Here is a 16277-nt window from a genome sequence, read left to right as displayed (position 1 = left end):
TTTCCAATGGATACTCTAGATTTAGTCGCCCTTGGAATGTCGCGCCGCCATATGGCGGCGCTCAGGCCGCCCGCGCGGCGCTCGACGGACTGGCGGGATCGCCGCGTTCGAATGCCCGGATCGCGGCCGTCACGCCGGTCTCGATGTCCGTGAGCTTCTGCGGATTGACGACTTTCAAGCCGAACAGGTCCTTGACGTAGAACACGTCGACCGCGCGTTCGCCGTAGGTCGTCACATGGGCGGAAGCGATCTGGAGGTGTTGCCCGGCCAGCGCGCGCGTGACCACGTGGAGGAAACCCGGCCGGTCGCGGCCGTTGACCTCGATGACGGTGTGGGCGCGCGAGGCGTTGTTGTCGACGAGGACGCGCGGCTCGACGGTGAAGACGCGGTCGCGGGTCGGGTAGTTTGGCCGCGCCTTGGCGAGCTCGCCGGCGACGTCGAGGCGGTTGGTGAGGGCCAGCTCGATGCGGCCGCGCAGACGCGCCAGGCGGTCGGCGCGGTCGAACGGCTTTCCGTCGAGGTCCTGGATCCAGAACGTGTCCAGCGCCATCCCGTTGCTCAGCGTGAAGATCTTGGCGTCGACGATGGTGGCGCCGGAGACCGCCATCGCGCCGGCCAGCCGGGCGAACAGCCCGTGGGTGTCGAGGGTGTAGACGATCAACTCCGTGGCGGCGCGCTCGGGATCGACGCGGTGCTCGATGCGCAGCGGCGAATCGCCGCCGGCCTTGCGCACCAGCTCGGCGTGGCGCGCCAGCGTGCCGGGGTCGAACGAGAGCCAGTAGGCCGGGTTGCCGAGCGCAAGGTGCGCGTCCATGTCGGCCTGCGTCCAGCCGGCGAGGCGTCTGGCCATCTCGACCTGGACGGCCTTCACCCGCTCGGCGCGGCCGCCCTGGAGCGTGCCGCCCGAGAGAACCTCCTCGGTCGCGAAGTAGAGCTGGCGCAGCAGCGCCGCCTTCCAGCCGTTCCACACCGAGGGGCCGACGGCGCGGATGTCGCAGACCGTCAGGACCAGCAGCAGGCGGAGGCGCTCCGGGGACTGCACCAGCTTGGCGAAGTCGGAGATGGTCTTGCCGTCCTGCAGGTCGCGCTGGAACGCCGTCGCGGACATCGCCAGGTGGTGGCGCACCAGCCACGCCACGGTCTCGGTCGACGCCGCGTCGAGGCCGAGGCGGGGACAGAGCTGGTTCGCGATCTCGGCGCCCAGGACCGAGTGGTCGCCGTTGCGGCCCTTGGCGATGTCGTGCAGCAGCACGGCGAGATAGAGGACCTCGCGCGACAGCACCTTGTGCACGACGTCCGAGGCGACGGGGTGGTCCTCCTTGAGCGCGCCGGCCTCGATGCGCGAGAGGATCCCGATCGCCCGGATGGTGTGCTCGTCGACAGTGTACGTGTGGTACATGTCGTGCTGCGTCTGCGCCACGACGCGGCCGAAATCAGGCACGAAACGGCCGAACACGCCGGCCTCGTTGAGGCGCCGGAGCGACGTCTCGGGGTCCTTGCGCGACGTCAGCAGCTCGAGGAACAGGCGGTTGGCGTCGGGGTTCTCACGCAGCCGCGCGTCGACCAGCTTGATGTTCTGGGTCACCAGCCGCAGCGTCGCGGGATGGATGTCGACGTCGTTCTCCTGCGCGACCCGGAACAGGCTCAGGAACCGCACCGGATCCCGGATGAAGTCGTCGGCGCCGCCGACCGCGAGACGCTCGCCGTCGAGCTTGAACCCCTCGAGCTGGCGCGGGCGCAGCGACTCCCACAACAGCCGCAGCCGCGGCTTGCGGCGGCGACCCGCCTCCAGCGCGGCGACGAAGATCCGCGTCAGGTCGCCGACCGTCTTCGCGTGCAGATAGTAGTGTTTCATGAAGCGCTCGACGCCGCGCGAGCCCGGCCGGTCCTGGTAGCCGAGGCGCGTCGCGATCTCGCGCTGGAGGTCGAACGACAGCCGGTCGTCCGGCCGCCCGGTGAGGAAGTGGATATGGCAGCGCACCGTGACGAACAGCCGCTCGGCCCGCTGGAACTGCCGCGCCTCGCCCCGCGTCAGGACCTCCTTCTCGACCAGGCCGGCGACGCTGTCGACGCGGTAGAGATACTTGGCGATCCAGAACAGCGTGTGCAGGTCGCGCAGGCCGCCCTTGCCGTCCTTGACGTTGGGTTCGACGACGTAGCGCGAATCGCCCATGCGCTGGTGGCGCGCGTCGCGCTCCGCCAGCTTGGCCTCGAGGAAGTCGCGGCCGTCGGTCGTCAGGAATTTCTGCGTGAACTCGCGCTTCAGGCGGTCGTACAGGTCGCGCTCGCCCCACAGGTAGCGCATCTCCAGCAGCGCCGTGCGGATCGTCTGGTCCTTGTCGGCCTGGCGCAGGCACTCCTCGACCGAGCGCGTGGCGTGTCCGACCTTGAGACCGAGATCCCACAGGAAGTACAGCATGTACTCGACGATCTGCTCGCCCCTGGGCGTCTGCTTGTAGGGCAGCAGGAACAGCAGATCGATGTCGGATTGCGGCGCCAGCTCCGCCCGGCCGTAGCCGCCGGTCGCGACCATCGCGATCTGCTCGGCCATGCTGGGATTGGCGGCGGGATAGACATGCTCGTTCGCGAAGTCGAACAGCGTGCGGACCAGCTGGTCCATCAGGTACGACGTCGCCGCCAGCACGGCCGGTCCATCGTTGGCGCCGTCGGTCGCGCCGACGCGGCGGGCGGCGGGCGTCGCGTCGGCCCCCTCGCCCTCGAAGCGGCGCCGGATCTCCTGCCGGCCGCGCGCCAGAGCGTCCTTGAACGCGGTCAACACGGGCCCGCGCGCCGAATCGACGCTCTCGGCGTCGTCGACAGCGGCCGCGAGCGTCGTCGACAGCGCGCGCCGGTCCACGATCAAGCGTGGCCGGACGATGTGGTCGTAGAGGCCTGCGGCCATGATGCGGTCTCCTGCGCGATCATACCCGGTCGTCGTCGCGCGCGACAGGCTGCCGGCGCCGCCGATTCGCCATGATCGCGGCGCGTCTGTCCGGCGGGTCGACGCGCGGGTATCCTGCCGGCGCGCGGCTCCGGCCGTGGCGTCGCCGCCCGGGTCCGCGCCCGCCGGGTTTTCCTTGAGGAGGTCTCCGTCGATGTTCCGTCGTCTCGTACCGGCCCTGTTCCTTGTCGCGTGCGTCGGGCTGGTCCTTCCGGTGTCGTCGCAGGTGACGTCGCAGCCGCTGCCGCCTCCGCCGGGGACCGTCGCGACACCGCCCGCCGCGCCGCCACCGGCCTCGACTCCGCCCGCCGCGACCCCGCCCGCGGCCACCGTCCCGCCGTCGGCGCCATCCGCCGGGACCGCCGCGCCGCCCGCCGCGCCCGCCACGGAGCCGCCCGCGCCGACGATGCCGATTCCCAAGGCCGGCACGGCGCCGAAGCCGACGCCGGGAAAGCCCGCGCCGAAGGCGACGGCCTGCCCGGACGCCAAGGTCAACGTCAACACGGCCACGCTGGACGAGCTGCGCAAGCTGCCGCAGATCGGCCCGCAACGCGCCAACGCCATCATCAAGGCGCGGCCCTACGCGGCGCCCGAGGACATCCTCAAGCGCAAGGTCCTGAAGAAGCAGGTGTTCGACAGAATCAAGGCGTGTATCGTGGCGCCGCCGGCGTCGACCTGAGCCGACGGCGCGTAACATCGCGGCGTCGACACGGGGTGGTCATGTCGCCGCCGCAGTTGAGTCGTTGAGTCCGCCCGCCTCCAAGAGGGGCATGTCTTTAGGGAGACTTCGAAATGACCATGCGTTCGCGTCTGATCGCCGCCGCCGTGATCGGCGCGCTCTCCGCCCTGCCGTCGTTCGCCTTCGCGCAGTCGACGCAGCCGGCGCCCGCCGCCAAGCCGCCCGCCGCGGCGCCCGCGCCGGCCGCGAAGCCCGGCGCCGAGGCCAAGCCGGCCGCCGAATTGATGGACATCAACACGGCGACCAAGGAGCAGCTGATGACGTTGGAGGGCATCGCGGACGCCCGCAGCGACGCCATCATCAAGGGCCGTCCGTACAAGGCGAAGAACGAGCTCGCCGACCGCAAGATCATCCCCGAGGCGGTGTACGAGAAGATCAAGGACAAGATCATCGCCCGCCAGGTCGCGGCGAAGCCGGCGACGCCGGCCGCGGCGCCCGCCACGCCGGCTGGCGCTCCCGCGAAGAAGTGACCATCGACGACCGCGGACGCGCCGGGACGTAGCGCCGGCGCGCACCTCGCGACGGAAGGGCCGGGGACTTGTTCCCCGGCCCTTTGCGTTCCGGCACGCGTGCGTCCGGCCGCGGCCTCGCGTAAGGTCGCCGCCGCATGGACGACGGCGGCCGCATCGAGACGATCTACGCGCTGGCTTCGGCGGCGCCGACGCGGCGCGCCGGCGCCGGGATCGCCGTGATCCGCGTCTCCGGGCCGCGCGCGACCGACGCGTTCGTGTTCCTGACGGAACGCGGCGCCTGGGCGCGCGGCCATTCCGTGCGCGATCCGTCGATCCCCCAACCGCGGCTGCCGGTCCGCCGGTCGTTCTACGATCCCGCGACCGGCGAGGTGGTCGACCACGGGCTGGCGGTGTGGTTCGCCGCGCCCAGGTCGTACACCGGCGAGGACGTCGTCGAGTTCCACATCCATGGTGGCCGCGCGACGATCGCCGGCGTGCTCGACGCCATCGCCGCGCTGCCGTTCTGCCGGCTCGCCGAACCGGGCGAGTTCACGCGCCGCGCCTTCGAGCGCGGCAAGCTCGACCTGACATCGGCGGAGGGCGTCGCCGATCTCGTGGCGGCGGACACGGCCGCGCAGCGGCGGCTTGCGCTGCGACAGGTCGAGGGCGCGCTGGGGGAGCTCTACGAGGGCTGGCGCACGCATCTGCTGCGGGCGCTGGCGCATCTCGAGGCCGATATCGATTTCCCCGACGAGGATCTGCCGGCCGGTGTGGCGGCGGCCGTGCGGCCGGAGCTCGGGCGCGTGCGCGCGGCGATCGCCGCGCATCTCGGCGACCGGCGCGGCGAGCGGCTGCGGGACGGCGTGTCGATCGCGATCATCGGCCCGCCCAACGCCGGCAAATCGTCGTTGTTGAACGCGATCGCGCGGCGCGACGCGGCGATCGTGTCGGCGGTCGCCGGCACGACGCGCGACGTGGTCGAAACGCATCTCGATCTCGACGGCTACCCCGTCATCCTCGCCGACACCGCCGGCCTGCGTGACTCCGCCGATCCCGTCGAGCTCGAGGGCGTGCGTCGCGCCCGCGCCCGCGCCGGCGAGGCGGATATTCGGTTGCTGGTCGTGGAGGCCACGGATTCCGCCGGCCCTGGTGCGGGCTGGCGCCAGGTCGCCGACGATCTGCGCGACGCTGCTGGCGGATGGACGCCGGGCGTCGATCTCGTCGTCGTCAACAAGATCGACCTGCTTTCGGACGGGGCGACATTGATCGGACCGCGCGACGGCGGCCGGCCGGGATGGGTCGGCGTGTCGGCGCTCACCGGCGAGGGGATGGCGGCGCTGCTGGACCGCCTCGGCGAATCCGTTGGCCAGCTGATGGGCGATGTCGGCGCGCCGGCTGGCGACATCGCCGAGGCGCCGCCATTGACCCGCGCCCGCCATCGCGAGGCGTTGACCCGCTGCGTCGCGGCGCTGGACCGCGCCCTTGTGCGCGCCGCGGCCGGCGCCCGTGACGAAGGGGAATTGGTCGCCGAGGATGTACGGCTCGCGGCGCGCGAGATCGGCCGTATCACTGGCCGCGTCGGCGTTGAGGATTTGCTCGACGTGATCTTCCGGGACTTCTGCATCGGCAAGTAGCCGCTCCGGCGCTGGCTGCTTGACTCCAGTCCATGTGTCGCGCATGTGCGCGGCATGACGACGCCTGATCTTCTGCCTCGATACGACGTGATCGTGATCGGCGGCGGGCACGCGGGCACCGAGGCCGCCGCCGCCGCCGCGCGCATGGGCGCGCGGGTGGCGTTGTTGACCAACGACGTGGCGACGATCGGCGAGATGTCCTGCAATCCCGCGATCGGGGGGCTGGGCAAGGGCCATCTCGTGCGCGAGATCGACGCGCTGGACGGCGTCATGGCGCGCGCGATCGATCGCGCCGGCATCCAGTTCCGGACCTTGAACGCGAGCCGGGGTCCGGCGGTGCGCGGGCCGCGCGCCCAAGCCGACCGGGCGCTGTATCGGCGCGCCGTCCAAGCGATCCTGACGGAGCAGCCTGGGCTCGATATCCACGCCGCATCGGTAGAGGATATAGTCGTTGATGCAACCGGTAGGGTGACGGCCGTGGTCACCGCCGCCGGCGCGCGCATCGCGGCGGCGGCCGTGGTCGTGACGACGGGAACCTTCCTGCGCGGCCTGATCCATATCGGCGAGGTGAAGATTCCGGCAGGCCGGGCGCGCGGCCAGCGCGACGCCGGCGGGCCGGCGGATCTGCCGACCTCGGCCGCGGCGGGTGGTGACGAAAATGCCATCGAGCCCGCGGCGCACGGCCTGGCCGCGACGCTGGCGCGATTCGGGTTCCGGCTCGGGCGGCTGAAGACCGGTACGCCGCCTCGGCTCGACGGACGCACCATCGACTGGTCCGCGCTTGTGGAGCAGAAGGGCGACACGCCGCCAGAACCGTTCTCCTACCTGACCCGCGAAGTCACGGTTCCGCAGATTTCTTGTTTCCTTACCGAAACGACAGTCGCTACCCATGAGATCATCCGCGCGAATCTGCACCGTGCGCCGATGTACTCCGGCCAGATCGAATCGACCGGCCCACGGTACTGCCCGTCGATCGAGGACAAGGTCGTCCGGTTTGGCCAGCGTGAGCGGCACCAGATCTTTCTCGAGCCGGAGGGCCTCGACGACATCACGGTCTATCCGAACGGGATTTCGACGTCGCTGCCGCGCGAGGTCCAGGCTGCGCTGCTGCGGACGATCCCCGGCCTTGAGCGGGCCGTCATCCTACGGCCGGGCTACGCGATCGAGTACGACTATGTCGACCCGCGCGAGTTGTGGCCGACCTTGGAGACGCGCCGGATCGGTGGGCTGTTCCTGGCCGGCCAGATCAACGGGACGACCGGTTACGAGGAGGCGGCCGCCCAAGGGTTGATGGCCGGCGTGAACGCGGCGCGGTTGGCGGGCGGCGCGTCCGTGCGAGTTCGCGACGAGGGGCCGGCGGACGGTTTCATCCTTGATCGGGCGGACGCCTATATCGGTGTGATGATCGACGATCTCGTGACCCAGGGCGCGCCGGAGCCCTATCGGATGTTCACGTCCCGGGCGGAGTATCGCTTGCGGCTGCGGGCGGACAACGCGGATCAACGGCTGACCGCCCGGGGGATCGACGTGGGGTGCGTCGCGTCACGCCGGGAGGCCGCCTTCACGGCCAAGTCTGTTGCGCTTGCGGCGGCGCGTGACCTCGCGGGCTCGCTCTCTCTCAGCCCGTCGGCGCTGGCGAAGCGCGGCATCAGCATCAACCAAGACGGCGTGATTCGTTCGGCGCTCGATGTGCTCGCCTATCCGGGCCAGACCTTCGCCTCGTTGGCGGCGATCTGGCCGGAACTCGGCGGTGTCGCGCCGAAGATCGCCGAGCAGTTGGAAATCGACGCCAAGTACGCGGGATATCTCGAGCGCCAGCAGATCGACGTCGACGCCTATCGTCGAGACGAGGCGCTGACGCTTCCGGCCGATCTCGACTATGGCGCCATCGGATCGCTTTCCTCCGAGATCCGCCAGAAGCTCGATGCTCAGAAGCCGGCCACACTCGGCCAAGCGGCCCGGATCGCCGGCGTCACGCCGGCGGCGCTGGTCGCGTTGCTGAAGTTTGTACGGCGTCGGCGGGCCGCCTAGGCGCGCACGCCCTTCGGCCGTGGTGTTCCACGTGGAACATGGGAGATGTGATCGTCACTGTTCCACGTGGAACAATTCCGCTAGGGATCGCGCCAAGACGTTGTTCCACGTGGAACACCACGACAGAACCGGCTGGAGTCATGGTGCCGCCCGAGATCAAACTTACCGCTGGGGCGGCCGAGGATCGGAGGGAATGCGCGGCCCGGCTCGAACGCCTTGGCGTACAGCTGAGCGCGGATCAGTGGTCCGCCCTTGAGCGCTACGTAGCGCTCCTCATCAAATGGCAGCGGGCGATCAATCTCGTCGCGCCAAGTACCCTGTCGACGCTCTGGACGCGGCACGTGCTCGATAGTCTCCAAATCGTGCCTTTGATCCCCGCCAACGTGAGCACGTCTCTGGACCTCGGCTCCGGCGCCGGGTTCCCCGGCGTGCCGGTGTCGATCGCCCGTCCAGACATCCGGACGACCTTGGTGGAATCCGATACCCGCAAAGCGACGTTCCTCGCCGAAGTCGCGCGCGTCGCGGCGCCCGGCATCATCGTCCGGTCGGAGCGGATCGAGGCGATCAGGCCCGGGACCGTCGACCTTGTCACAGCGCGTGCGCTGGCGCCGCTCCCTAAACTTCTCGAATGGGCGTTCCCCGCGACGGATCTCCACACGATTTGCCTTTTCCACAAGGGCGCCCGTCTGGACGAAGAATTGACCGCCGTGGCGGGGAACTGGATGATGGACGTCGACCGGGTGGGCAGCGTGACGGAGCCCGCCGCCGCCATCCTCAGAATTCGACATCTGCAACGTCGCGCCTAGGCGCTCGACACGGCGCCGCGAAGGCGCCGGCAACAGTGAAAGCCCGCCGTCGCCATGTCCGACGCCCCCGTCTCCGTCGTGGCGCCCCCGCGCATCTACGCGATCGCCAACCAGAAGGGCGGGGTGGGCAAGACCACGACCGCGATCAACCTCGCCACGGCGCTGGCGGCGGTCGGCCAGAGGGTTCTGCTGGTCGATCTCGATCCCCAGGGCAACGCATCGACCGGCGTCGGTGTGGCCGGCGCCGATCGCGGCACGGGAAGCTACGAGCTGTTGTGCGGCCTCGCGCCGCTCGACCGCTGCGTCGCGACCTCGCCGATCCCCAACCTCGACGTGCTGCCGGCGAACGTGAACCTGGCCGGCGCCGAGCTGGAGCTGATCGATCTGGAGCGCCGCGAGTTCCGCCTGCGCGATGCCCTGGCGGGGCAGGAGGCGCGCTGGGACGTCATCCTGATCGACTGCCCGCCGTCGCTGGGGCTGCTCACGGTCAACGCATTGGCGGCGGCCGACGCGATACTGGTCCCGCTGCAATGCGAGTTTTTCGCTCTCGAAGGTCTGGGGCATCTGACGCGCACAATCGAGCGGGTCCGCAAGTCGCTCAACCCACGCTTGTATAACGCTGGTATCATTCTGACGATGATGGATCGGCGCAACACGCTGGCGCAGCAGGTCGACCGAGACGTGCGCGGGCATTTCGGCGACGTCGTCTTCGGCACCACGATCCCGCGCAACGTCCGCGTGTCGGAGGCGCCGTCGCACGGGCTGCCGGTTCTGCTCTACGACCACGCCTGCGCCGGCTCGCAGGCCTACATCATGCTGGCGAGCGAAATGTTGCTGCGGCGGCGTAACAACGTGCCACCGCGCCCGGTGGCGGCGTGAGCGCCGTGCGATTGAGGCCCGCGCGGGAGCGGTGTGGCCGGACCCGAATGGAGCGGCGGCGATGACCAAGGATCTGCACAAGACGCGCGGTCTCGGCGCGGCCTCGCGGCGTTGCTCGGCGATGATCCGGTCGCGGCACCCACGCCCGAGGTCATACCCGTAAAGGTCGAGAGTCTATCTGACCAAAGCGCTGGCTCGCCATCGGGGCCGACCCAATTGCCGATCGACTGGCTGCGACCGGGCAAATACCAGCCCCGCACGGCGTTTGATTCCGAGCGCATCGGCCAGCTCGCCGAGAGCATCCGCGCCCACGGGCTGGTGCAGCCGATCCTCGTCCGGCCGGTCGCCGACACGCCGAACCGGTACGAGATCGTGGCCGGCGAACGGCGCTGGCGGGCGGCGCAGCTGGCGCCGCTGCACGACGTGCCGGTGGTCGTCCGGGCGCTGGACGACCGCGAGACGCTCGAGATCGCGCTGATCGAGAACCTCCAGCGCGCCGATCTGTCGCCGATCGAGGAGGCGCGCGCCTACCGCCGCCTGATGGACGAGTTCCACCACACGCAGGAGAAGCTGGCGGAGGTCATCGGCAAGAGCCGCAGCCACGTCGCCAACACGCTGCGGCTCCTCGACCTGCCGGATCCCGTGCAGACGCAGATCGAGCGCGGCGATCTGGAGATGGGCCACGCCCGCGCCCTGATCGGCACGCCCGATCCGGCGTTCCTCGCCGGAATCGTGATCGCGAAGAAGCTGACGGCGCGCCGTGCCGAGGCGCTCGCGGCCGCCGCCAAGACCGACAGGAAAGCCGGCTGGGATGGCCGGGGTATGCCGCCGTCCTGGGGCGAGGGCGCCCGCCCGTCCGGCGTTACGCCAAAGCCGGCCGCGGGCGAAGTGCCCTCCGGCCAGAAATCCGCCGATACGCGCGCTCTCGAGAAATCCTTGGAGGAGGCGCTCGGCCTCAAGGCCGACATCCGGCAGACCGGGCCGCGCGAGGCCACGACGCTGACGCTGTTCATCCGTGACTTCGACCAGCTCGACGACGTCGTCCAGCGTTTGACGCGCCGGCGCTGACGGCGTCGGCGAGCGGCGCGCAGGATCGCGGATGTCGCCCCGCGCCTCGATCGCCGCGATCATCACGGCCCGCGCGCTGCGCGCGTTCGCGGACGGACTGGTGAGCGTGCTGCTGCCGATCCATCTGCTGGCGCTGGGCTACGACGCGGTGGCGGTCGGCGCCGTCGCGACGGCGACCCTGCTGGGTTCCGCGGCGGTGACCCTGTCGGTCGGGCTGTGGGCGCGGCGCCTCCCGCTGCGCGCCGTGCTGCTGGCGGGCTGCGCCTTGATGGTCGCGACCGGATTGGCGTTCTTCGCCATCGACGCGCTGTGGGCGATGCTCGTCATCGCCGTGATCGGCACGCTCAATCCGTCGACCGGCGACGTGAGCTTGTTCCTGCCGCTGGAACAGGCGCGGCTGGCAGATCTCGTGCCGGCGGACAAGCGGACCTCGGTCTACGCCCGCTATAGCCTCGTGGCGGCGATGGCCGGCGCGCTCGGCACGCTGGCGGCCGGGTGGCCGGCGATGCGTGGCATCGACGCGCGCTGGGGCTTCATGGGCTACGTCGTGGTCGGTCTTGTTCTGGCGGCGATCTACGCGCGCCTTCCGCTGCCGGCGGCCGCGCCGGAAACCGCCGCGCCGCCGTCCGGTGGATTGTCGCCGGCGACGCGCAAGCCGATCCTGATCCTGTCCGGTCTGTTCTGCGTCGACGCGTTCGGCGGCGGCTTCGTGCTCCAGTCGCTGATGGCGTTGTGGCTGTTCGACCGCTTCGGCATGTCGGTCGAGGCCGCGACGCAGGCGTTGTTCACCATGAACGTGCTCGGCGGCTTGTCGCATCTCGCCGCGCCGTGGGTCGCGCGCCGGCTGGGGCTGGTGAACACGATGGTGTTCACGCACCTGCCGGCCAATCTCTGTCTCGCCCTGGCGCCGTTCGCGCCGACGCTCGGGATCGCGCTGGCGCTGCTGTTCGTGCGCGCCAGCCTGTCGTCGATGGACGTCGCGCCGCGCGCGGCGTTGATCATGTCGCTGGTGCCGCCGGAGGAGCGCGCCGCGGCGACCAGCGTCACCGCGGTGCCGCGCGCGCTTGCCTCGGCCGGCGCGCCGATCGTGGCGGGGTGGCTGTTGGCGGCGTCGCCGTTCGGCTGGTTCGCGGTGGTAGGCGGCGGATTGAAGGCGGTCTACGATATTCTGCTGCTGCTCGTCGGCCGTCGCCTCATGCGCGGCCGCGACGACGGAAATTGATCGAGGGAGGAAGCGATGGCGCGCGCGAAGGCCAAGGCGAAGGCGGCGAAGAAAGTGAAGCCGAATCCGAGCAACCCGCGGATGTTCAACAAGGGGCTGGCGATCCGCCGCCAGGTGCTGGGCAAGGCCTACGTCGACAACTCGCTGGCCAACGCCGACGAGTTCATGATGGCGTTCCAGGAGATCACCACGGAGTATTGCTGGGGCTACGCGTGGAGCCGGCCGGGCATCAGCAAGAAGCAGCGCTCGATGCTGAACCTCGCGATGCTGGCGGCGCTGAACCGCGGCCCCGAGCTGCGCCTGCACATCAACGGCGCGCTGACCAACGGCGTCACCAAGGACGAGATGAAGGAGATCTTCCTCCAGGTCGCGATCTATTGCGGCATCCCGGCCTCGCTCGACGCCTTCAAGACCGCGAAGGAGGTCTTCAAGGAGCGCGGCGTCTGACGCCATGGCGCGGACGCCCTTCACGATCCGTCCGGCGCGCGCCGACGAGGCGGCGGCGCTGACCGCGCTCTGCGTCCGCGCCAAGGGCCATTGGGGCTACGACGCCGCCTTCATGGAAATGTCGGCGCGTGCGCTCGCCGTGTCGGCGGCGGATATCGAGGCGGGCGTGGTCTGGGTCGCCGTCGATGGCGGCGACGCGCCGCTGGGCGTCGCCGAGCTGGCGGTGGTCGACACGGCGACGGCCGATCTCGACAAGCTGTTCGTCGATCCCGGGGCGATGGGCGCCGGCGTCGGCGCGGCGTTGCTGCGCTTCGTCGCCGCGGAGGCCGGTCGCGGCGGACGCCGTGTCATGACGGTTCTCGCCGACCCGAACGCCGCGCCGTTCTACGAGCGCATGGGCGCGCGGTTCCAGCGCATGGCGCCGTCCGACTCCATTCCCGGCCGCGAGCTGCCGTTGTATGTGTTCGACGTGGGAGGGCCGCCATGAACCTTACCGGGATCGTCCGCATCGCCGTCCTCTCGGCCGCCGGACTGTCGTTCGTGCCGCCGCGTGAAGCCTCCGCCCAAGGCCTCGACGGCGTCTACGCCGGCACGATCGGCTGCGCCACCATGCCCGGCGTCACCGCGCGCCAGCTGCGCACACCGTTCCGTATGACCGTGACGGGCGGGATCGCGACGTACGAGCGCGAGGTCCTCGACGTGAAGACCAACGCGCCGACCGGGCTGATGGAGCGCGGCTCCGGCACCGTGACGCCGGCTGGCGCCATCTCGCTGACGGGTCGCGCCGACGGCCAGGCGTCTCGCGGCGTCATGAGCTACAGCGGCGCCATCGTCGGCGGCACGGTGACGCTCGCCGGCACGCAGACCTGGTCGACCGGCGGCACGCAGCAGGGCGCCACGCGGCCCTGCACCATAGAGCTCAAGCGCGGCGGCTGACGCGCCGCACAGGGATACCGACCTATGACCAGATCGCTCGAACCGCCCGCCACCATCGCCTTCATCGGGCTGGGCATGATGGGCAAGCCGATGGCGTCGCGCCTCGCCGCCGCCGGCTTCAGGCTGCGCGTCTACGATCTGTCGCAGCAGGCGATGTCGGAATTCGTCGGCGCCCATCCCGGCGCGCTGGCGACCGCCTCGCCCAAGGCCGCGGCGCAAGGCGCCGACGCCATCGTCACCATGCTGCCGGACGGCAAGATCGTGCGCCGCGCCGCGCTCGACGGGCCCGATCCGATCGCCGACGGCATGGGCGCCGGGGCGCTGCTGGTCGACATGTCGTCGAGCGCGCCGATGGGCACGGCGGAGCTGGGCAAGGCGCTGGCGGCCCGCGGCCTGGCGATGATCGACGCGCCGGTCTCCGGCGGCGTGCGGCGCGCCATCGACGGCTCGCTGGCGATCATCGCCGGCGGCGACGGGGGCGACGTCGAGCGCGCCAAGCCGCTGCTGCTGGCCATGGGCAAGACCGTGTTCCACACCGGTGCCGTCGGCTCCGGCCACGCGCTGAAGGCGCTCAACAACTACCTCTCGGCCAGCAGCCTCGTGACGATGTGCGAGGCGCTGATGGTCGGTGAGAAGTTCGGTCTCGATCCCAACGTCATGGCCGACGTGTTCAACAGCTCCAGCGGCATGAGCAACAGCACCCAGGTCAAGGCCAAGCCGTTCGTGATCCCGCGCAACTTCGCCGGCGGATTCGCGATGGCGCTGATGGCCAAGGACCTGCGCACCGCCGGCGATCTCGCCGGCCAGGTCGGCGTCGACGCGCCGACCTTGAAGGCGATGGTCGAGATGTGGACCGCCGCCGTCGAGACGCAGGGTCCCGCCGCCGACCATACCGCGATCTTCCGCCACCTCGGCGGCGCCTAGACGGAGGACACGACATGGCCACCACCCGCACCGAATTCCCCGACGGCACCGAGATCGCCGGCTGGTACGTCCGCGCCGTGCGCGCGGGGCCGTTCGTGTTCGTCGCCGGCACCACCTCGCTCGACGCCAAGGGCAGACCGCGCGGCAAGGACGCCGCGGCGCAGACCCGGATCACGATGGGCAAGATCGCCAAGGCGCTGAAAGGCGCCGGCGCCCGGATGGACGACGTCACCCGCCTGACGATCTACTGCACCGATATGCGCGACGGCGGCGCCATCGCCGCCGAGATCGCGCGCTGGTTCAAGAAATCGCGCTGCGCCTCGGCCCTGATCGGCGTCTCCCAGCTCGCCGTCTCGGGCCTGATGGTCGAGATCGAGGCGACGGCGGTGGTCTGATCCGCGGCCGGCGCCTTTGACTTTTCCACCGGCCGGCGCTATCTAGCCAGCCGATACCGGAGCCGCCGCCGCGCGCGGCGCGTCACCGGGTCCCTCCGCCAGCCGTTGCGCCATATCGACTTTCAGGCCGTTTCCCAGACGGTCGGCGCCGCGGCGATAAACCAGACGTTCGTCGCGACCACCGGCCCCGCCGGTCAGCAACGCGTGCCGATTTGCCCGTTCCGGGCCGCCCGACGTCGATTCCGCGAAATCACACATGCATCTCAGCGAACTGAAGAAAAAGACTCCGGCCGAACTGCTCGCCATGGGCGAGGAGTTCCAGATCGAGAACGCGCCGAACCTGCGCAAGCAGGAGCTGATGTACGCCATCCTCAAGCGGATGGCCGACGCCGACCAGGCGATCTTCGGCCTCGGCACCCTGGAGGTGCTGCCCGACGGGTTCGGCTTCCTGCGCTCGATCGAGTCCAACTACCTGCCGGGTCCCGACGACATCTACCTCGGCCCGGCCCAGATCCGGCGCCTCGGCCTGCGCACCGGCGACACCGTCGACGGCGAGATCCGCGCCCCGAAGGACGGCGAGCGCTACTTCGCGCTCAGCAAGATCAACGGCGTCAACGGCGAGGATCCCGAGAAGGTCCGCCACCGCGTCAATTTCGACAACCTGACGCCGCTCTATCCCGACGAGAAGCTGAACCTCGAGAAGGAGACGATCGGCTACACCCCGGCCGACAAGGTCCTCGAGGAGGCCGGCGCCGCCAAGGTCTCGACCGCCGGCCGCGTCAGCAGCGCGCCGACCGCCGGCTCGGGCACGTCGCTCACCGCGTCCGCCGCCGCCACGCGCCGCGCCGGCACCCTGACCGCCGCCGCCGCCGCCAAGAAGGCCGCCGCCGCGCCGACCATGCAGCAGCAGGACATCAGCACCCGCGTGATCGACCTGATCGCGCCGATCGGCAAGGGCCAGCGCGCCCTGATCGTGGCGCCGCCGCGCACCGGCAAGACGGTGCTGCTGCAGAACATCGCCCACGCGATCACCGACAACAATCCGGAATGCGTGCTGATCGTGCTGCTGATCGACGAGCGGCCGGAGGAGGTCACCGACATGGCCCGCTCGGTCAAGGGCGAGGTCGTGTCCTCGACCTTCGACGAGCCCGCCACGCGCCACGTCGCGGTCGCCGAGATGGTGATCGAGAAGGCCAAACGGCTGGTCGAGCACAAGAAGGACGTCGTCATCCTGCTCGACTCGATCACGCGCCTCGCCCGTGCCTACAACACCATCGTGCCGACCAGCGGCAAGGTGCTGTCGGGCGGCGTCGACGCCAACGCCCTGCAGCGGCCGAAGCGCTTCTTCGGCGCGGCCCGCAACATCGAGGAGGGCGGTTCGCTGACCATCGTCGCCACGGCGCTGATCGACACCGGCAGCCGCATGGACGAGGTGATCTTCGAGGAGTTCAAGGGCACCGGCAACTCCGAGATCATCCTCGACCGCAAGGTGGCCGACAAACGCACCTTCCCGGCGATCGACATCACGCGCTCCGGCACCCGCAAGGAGGAGCTGCTGGTCGACCGCGCGACGCTGTCGAAGATGTGGGTGCTGCGCCGCATCCTCAGCCCGATGGGCCCGGTCGACGCCATCGAGTTCCTGCTCGACAAGCTGCGCACCAGCAAGAACAACCAGGACTTCTTCTCGTCGATGAACCAGTAGCGCCGGCCGCCGGCTTTCATCGCCCGCGGTCGCGGCCGGGCCGGCGTTCGGTTGACACCGGTCGCGCGCCGGTGGTTCGCTGCGCCGGCGATCCAACCGCG

Annotated in this window: 16 protein-coding genes; 14 read left to right on the top strand and 2 right to left on the bottom strand. The window is 70.3% G+C overall.

Annotated features, from left to right (window positions below):
* Window positions 1-61: 61 nt before the first annotated feature.
* Window positions 62-2902 (bottom strand): [protein-PII] uridylyltransferase, encoded by a 2841-nt coding sequence (locus tag IPK81_12530; GenBank protein QQS14893.1) that lies wholly within the window; start codon window positions 2900-2902, stop codon window positions 62-64.
* 445 nt (window positions 2903-3347) lie between these two features.
* Between IPK81_12530 and IPK81_12525 the strand changes: the two genes are divergently transcribed.
* The 13 genes from IPK81_12525 to IPK81_12465 all read left to right on the top strand — a co-directional run bounded on the left by IPK81_12525 (window position 3348) and on the right by IPK81_12465 (window position 14474).
* Entirely contained in the window at window positions 3348-3620 is a 273-nt protein-coding gene (locus IPK81_12525) for a helix-hairpin-helix domain-containing protein (protein ID QQS14892.1), read from the top strand.
* 119 nt (window positions 3621-3739) lie between these two features.
* The gene (locus IPK81_12520; GenBank protein QQS15084.1) at window positions 3740-4150 is read left to right on the top strand and encodes a helix-hairpin-helix domain-containing protein; all 411 of its coding nucleotides are present in this window, start codon (window positions 3740-3742) and stop codon (window positions 4148-4150) included.
* Window positions 4151-4287: 137 nt separating this feature from the next.
* Window positions 4288-5766 carry a tRNA uridine-5-carboxymethylaminomethyl(34) synthesis GTPase MnmE gene (mnmE, locus tag IPK81_12515; GenBank protein QQS14891.1) on the top strand — a complete coding sequence of 493 codons (1479 nt, stop codon included), beginning with the start codon at window positions 4288-4290 and terminating at the stop codon, window positions 5764-5766.
* A gap of 54 nt (window positions 5767-5820) precedes the next feature.
* Window positions 5821-7797, top strand: coding sequence for a tRNA uridine-5-carboxymethylaminomethyl(34) synthesis enzyme MnmG (mnmG, locus tag IPK81_12510; GenBank protein ID QQS14890.1), 1977 nt, complete (start codon window positions 5821-5823; stop codon window positions 7795-7797).
* Window positions 7798-7937: 140 nt separating this feature from the next.
* Window positions 7938-8603 (top strand): 16S rRNA (guanine(527)-N(7))-methyltransferase RsmG, encoded by a 666-nt coding sequence (gene rsmG / locus IPK81_12505; protein QQS14889.1) that lies wholly within the window; start codon window positions 7938-7940, stop codon window positions 8601-8603.
* A gap of 54 nt (window positions 8604-8657) precedes the next feature.
* Entirely contained in the window at window positions 8658-9482 is an 825-nt protein-coding gene (locus IPK81_12500; protein QQS14888.1) for a ParA family protein, read from the top strand.
* Window positions 9483-9515: 33 nt separating this feature from the next.
* The gene (locus IPK81_12495) at window positions 9516-10550 is read left to right on the top strand and encodes a ParB/RepB/Spo0J family partition protein (protein QQS14887.1); all 1035 of its coding nucleotides are present in this window, start codon (window positions 9516-9518) and stop codon (window positions 10548-10550) included.
* Window positions 10551-10581: 31 nt separating this feature from the next.
* Window positions 10582-11772, top strand: coding sequence for an MFS transporter (locus tag IPK81_12490; GenBank protein QQS14886.1), 1191 nt, complete (start codon window positions 10582-10584; stop codon window positions 11770-11772).
* 81 nt (window positions 11773-11853) lie between these two features.
* Complete coding sequence (locus tag IPK81_12485; protein QQS15083.1) at window positions 11854-12219, top strand: carboxymuconolactone decarboxylase family protein; 366 nt, start codon at window positions 11854-11856, stop codon at window positions 12217-12219.
* Between the two features lie 4 nt (window positions 12220-12223).
* A complete protein-coding gene (locus IPK81_12480; protein ID QQS14885.1) occupies window positions 12224-12706 on the top strand; it encodes a GNAT family N-acetyltransferase in 483 nt (160 codons plus the stop codon).
* Entirely contained in the window at window positions 12703-13155 is a 453-nt protein-coding gene (locus IPK81_12475) for a hypothetical protein (GenBank protein ID QQS14884.1), read from the top strand. The genes IPK81_12480 and IPK81_12475 overlap by 4 nt, the downstream gene beginning before the upstream one ends.
* 24 nt (window positions 13156-13179) lie before the next feature.
* Window positions 13180-14079, top strand: coding sequence for an NAD(P)-dependent oxidoreductase (locus IPK81_12470; GenBank protein ID QQS14883.1), 900 nt, complete (start codon window positions 13180-13182; stop codon window positions 14077-14079).
* A 14-nt stretch (window positions 14080-14093) separates the two neighbouring features.
* Entirely contained in the window at window positions 14094-14474 is a 381-nt protein-coding gene (locus IPK81_12465; GenBank protein ID QQS14882.1) for a RidA family protein, read from the top strand.
* 42 nt (window positions 14475-14516) lie between these two features.
* Here the strand turns inward: IPK81_12465 and IPK81_12460 are convergent, their stop codons facing one another.
* Window positions 14517-14732: a hypothetical protein gene (locus tag IPK81_12460; protein QQS14881.1), complete on the bottom strand. Its 216-nt coding sequence runs from the start codon at window positions 14730-14732 to the stop codon at window positions 14517-14519.
* Here IPK81_12460 and rho point away from each other — a divergent pair.
* Window positions 14731-16176 (top strand): transcription termination factor Rho, encoded by a 1446-nt coding sequence (gene rho / locus IPK81_12455; GenBank protein QQS14880.1) that lies wholly within the window; start codon window positions 14731-14733, stop codon window positions 16174-16176. The two genes, IPK81_12460 and rho, sit on opposite strands and share 2 nt — an antisense overlap.
* Window positions 16177-16277: the final 101 nt, after the last annotated feature.

It is taken from the genome of Rhodospirillales bacterium, from assembly GCA_016699855.1.
GTDB lineage: Bacteria > Pseudomonadota > Alphaproteobacteria > Reyranellales > Reyranellaceae.
Note: the sequence above shows the minus strand (reverse complement) of the source record. Positions and strands in the feature narration are given on the sequence as shown.